This window comes from Priestia sp. P5_B4 (assembly GCF_056400385.1).
Genome location: NZ_JBFULJ010000403.1, coordinates 1 through 3,377, shown reverse-complemented (window position 1 = coordinate 3,377; position 3,377 = coordinate 1). Strand labels below are relative to the sequence as shown.

6 protein-coding genes are annotated in these 3,377 nt (G+C 37.7%); all 6 read left to right on the top strand.

What is annotated here, in order from left to right; translation table 11 throughout:
- Positions 1 to 354: PP2C family protein-serine/threonine phosphatase (locus AC1DRF_RS20215; RefSeq protein ID WP_477741514.1), on the top strand; the 354-nt coding region annotated here is incomplete at its 5' end.
- A 59-nt stretch (positions 355 to 413) separates the two neighbouring features.
- Entirely contained in the window at positions 414 to 746 is a 333-nt protein-coding gene (locus AC1DRF_RS20210; RefSeq protein WP_013055009.1) for an anti-sigma factor antagonist, read from the top strand.
- The gene (gene rsbW / locus AC1DRF_RS20205) at positions 743 to 1,228 is read left to right on the top strand and encodes an anti-sigma B factor RsbW (protein ID WP_013055010.1); all 486 of its coding nucleotides are present in this window, start codon (positions 743 to 745) and stop codon (positions 1,226 to 1,228) included. The genes AC1DRF_RS20210 and rsbW overlap by 4 nt, the downstream gene beginning before the upstream one ends.
- Positions 1,194 to 1,988 (top strand): RNA polymerase sigma factor SigB, encoded by a 795-nt coding sequence (gene sigB / locus AC1DRF_RS20200; protein ID WP_013055011.1) that lies wholly within the window; start codon positions 1,194 to 1,196, stop codon positions 1,986 to 1,988. The genes rsbW and sigB overlap by 35 nt, the downstream gene beginning before the upstream one ends.
- A complete protein-coding gene (locus tag AC1DRF_RS20195; protein ID WP_477741515.1) occupies positions 1,988 to 2,593 on the top strand; it encodes a PP2C family serine/threonine-protein phosphatase in 606 nt (201 codons plus the stop codon). The genes sigB and AC1DRF_RS20195 overlap by 1 nt, the downstream gene beginning before the upstream one ends.
- Before the next feature lie 84 nt (positions 2,594 to 2,677).
- On the top strand, positions 2,678 to 3,377 hold a 700-nt coding region (locus AC1DRF_RS20190; protein ID WP_477741513.1), incomplete at its 3' end, for a Tex-like N-terminal domain-containing protein.

Below are 3,377 nucleotides of genomic sequence, written 5' to 3'. Positions count from 1 at the left end.
GATTATGCATCTGCAGGGCATGAACCAGGTTTTTATTATGATGCCAAAGCTGATTCATTTGAAGATTTGGAAGCAAAAGGACTCGTGCTAGGAGTCGATCGCCATGTGAAATATCTTCAGTACGAGCAGCAGCTTTCAAAAGGCGATATGATTGTTCTGTTAACAGATGGCGTAACAGAATGCAGAACTGAAGAAGGATTTATTGAAAGATTGGACATCATAAAATTAATTCGAAAATACATGCATTTGTCTCCTCAAGAAATTGTAGAATCTGTATATAAAGAGCTGGAAAAATTACAGCATTTTCAATTGAGGGATGACTTTACATTGATTATTTTGAAGAGTTTAGTTTAAGTATTCTAAATAAGGGTACAGAAAAGATAGCACAAAATTAGAGGGGGTCTACTAATACGATGAATTTAAAAATAGATATACAAAAGGACGGTCAAGCATATCGTATTAAGCTGGCTGGAGAGATTGACGCATATACAGCACCTAAGCTAAAAGAAAAGTTCATGGAAATTACTGAACATACCGAACCAGAAATTATAGTCGATTTAACCGATGTATCATACATGGATAGTACAGGACTAGGTGTATTTATTGCATTGTTAAAAGCCAATAAGAAAAATAACGGCTCTTTGAAATTTGTTGGTGTATCAGAGCGCATCAAGCGCTTATTTGATATTACGGGCCTCACAGACATTTTAAACGTGAATTCACAAGTAGAAGGTGGCGTAAAATGAAACAGCCTTATGACTTTGTTGAGATGAAGATTCCTGCTAAGCCAGACTACGTAGCGATTATTCGACTGACGCTGTCTGGTGTAGCGAACCGGATGGGTTTTTCTTATGATGAAATTGAAGATATGAAAATTGCTGTGAGTGAGGCATGTACAAATGCCGTACAGCATGCTTACAAGAATGAAGAAAATGGTGAAGTGAGAGTAGGTTTTGGTTTATTTGATGACCGTTTAGAAATCATGGTGGTCGATAAAGGTGAAAGCTTTAATTTTGAAGAGCTTAAGGAACATATAGGACCTTATGAAACATCAAAAGAAGTTGAATTTCTTCCTGAAGGTGGACTTGGTTTATATTTAATTGAAACACTAATGGACGAAGTGAAAATGGTCAATTCAAAAGGTGTAACGCTAATGATGACTAAGTATGTGCAAAGAGAGCAGGTGGAGAGTGATGAAAACACAGTCTCAACCTATGAAATTAACTAAAGAACAGGTTCAGGAACGAATTGAGCGCTTTCAAAAAACGCAGGATGAAGAAGCACAAAGTGATCTAGTAGTACATTACAAGAACCTTGTTGAATCTATTGCACGTCGCTATTCAAAAGGCAGAAGCTTACATGAAGATATTGTGCAGGTAGGGATGCTAGGACTGTTAGGAGCTATTAGAAGGTATGATGCTTCATTTGGAAGAAGCTTTGAATCGTTTGCTGTTCCTACAATCATTGGAGAGATTAAGCGATTTTTACGCGATAAAACGTGGAGTGTTCACGTACCGCGCCGCATCAAAGAATTAGGTCCTAAAATTAAAGCAGCTGTCGAAGAGCTAACAACCCGTTTACAGCGATCTCCTCAAGTGAAAGAAATTGCTGATCATATAGGAGTGACAGAGGAAGAAATTTTAGAAACAATGGAGATGGGGCAAAGTTATCAAGCGTTGTCTGTTGATCATTCCATTGAAGCAGACTCTGATGGAAGTACTGTTACAATCCTTGATTTAGTAGGTGAACAAGAGTCGGGTTATGAGAAAACTGATCAGCGCTTAGTGTTAGAAAAGATTCTTCATGTATTAAGCGATAGAGAAAAAGAAGTGATTCGCTATACATTTATTGAAAATCTGAGTCAAAAAGATGCCGGTGAGAAGTTAGGGATTTCTCAAATGCATGTATCTCGACTGCAAAGAAGAGCTCTTGATAAGCTAAGGACTGCAGCTCGCTCAGATTCTAACGATTCGGAGTATATGTCGTGATGACAGTAGACCCTAATACAAAGTTGATTCAAACTCATATATACCAAGAGCCAAAGCAAGGGAACTTATGTTGTGGAGATAGTTACTATRTCAAAGAAACGGATGACTATTTTCTATGTGCAGTGGCAGATGGATTAGGAAGCGGTGAACAAGCTAGAGCCGCTTCTGTAGCTGTTACGGATGTAGCGAAAGCTCATCATCATCTAGATGTGGATGAGATCATTTCTAAGTGTAACAAAGCTACTCGACATACAAGAGGTGCGGCAGTAGCTATTTTGAAAATTGATAAAAAACATAACGAATTTCATTATACAAATGTAGGTAATATCCGCTTTTATCTGTATTCTCCGGAGGGGAAATTAACGTACCCTCTACCAATTCAAGGTTTTTTATCAGGGAAAATTCAAAAGTTCCGCACACAAACCTTCCCATATGACTCCGGTTCTAAATTTTTGATTCATACAGATGGCTTAGAATTAAAAGAGATTAAATCTGTTTTTGCTAACTCGATGAATGTAGATCAATTGTCGACACGGCTACAGGCAGCAATTCGATCTCATAATGACGATATTACGTATATCGCTGGTCATCTTCCAACTGCATAGCCTTTCTTTTTAGCTCACATGTGTTATTGCATGTGAGTTTTGTTACAATAAAGACAAAGTTTCATTTAGCTAGGAGGATAAGCTGTGTCTGTTGCAACGAAATTAGATAATCAAATTGTTCAACGTGTAAGTAAAGAGGTGGAGATTTCACAAAAGCAAGTACAAAACGTAATTGCTTTAGTAGAAGACGGTAATACAGTTCCCTTTATTGCTCGATATAGAAAAGAACAAACTGGTGCTTTGGATGAAGTCCAAATCCGGAATATTTTAGATTCCTGGAACTACTTAATGAATTTAGAGGAGCGTAAAGAGGAAGTTCTTCGATTAATTGAAGAGCAAGGGAAATTAACTGAGGCACTGGCTGCTCAAATTCATCAAGCGAAGAAATTGCAGCAAGTAGAAGATTTATACCGCCCTTTTAAGCAAAAACGGCGTACAAAAGCAACTGTAGCAAAAGAAAAAGGTTTTGAACCATTAGCACAGTGGTTACTAAGTTTTCCACGTTCCGACGTGAAGAACGAAGCGAAAACATACATAAATGAAGAAGCGGGAGTTCAATCTTCTGAAGAAGCTATTCAGGGAGCCCTAGACATTGTAGCGGAACAAATTTCTGACGAAGCATCTTACCGTCAATGGATTCGTACGACTACTGTAAAAGATGGCATAATTGTTACTTCAGTCAAAGATCCCGAAAAAGATGAAAAAAATATCTATGAAATGTACTATGAATATACAGAAGCCGTAAAGCGAATCGTTCCTCATCGTATCTTAGCCATGAATAGAG

Excerpts from the sequence above, each read along its gene's own strand:
- AC1DRF_RS20210 (WP_013055009.1), top strand. The coding sequence starts at position 414 with ATGAATTTAAAAATAGATATACAAAAGGACGGTCAAGCATATCGTATT.
- sigB (WP_013055011.1), top strand. The coding sequence starts at position 1,194 with ATGAAAACACAGTCTCAACCTATGAAATTAACTAAAGAACAGGTTCAG.
- rsbW (WP_013055010.1), top strand. The coding sequence starts at position 743 with ATGAAACAGCCTTATGACTTTGTTGAGATGAAGATTCCTGCTAAGCCA.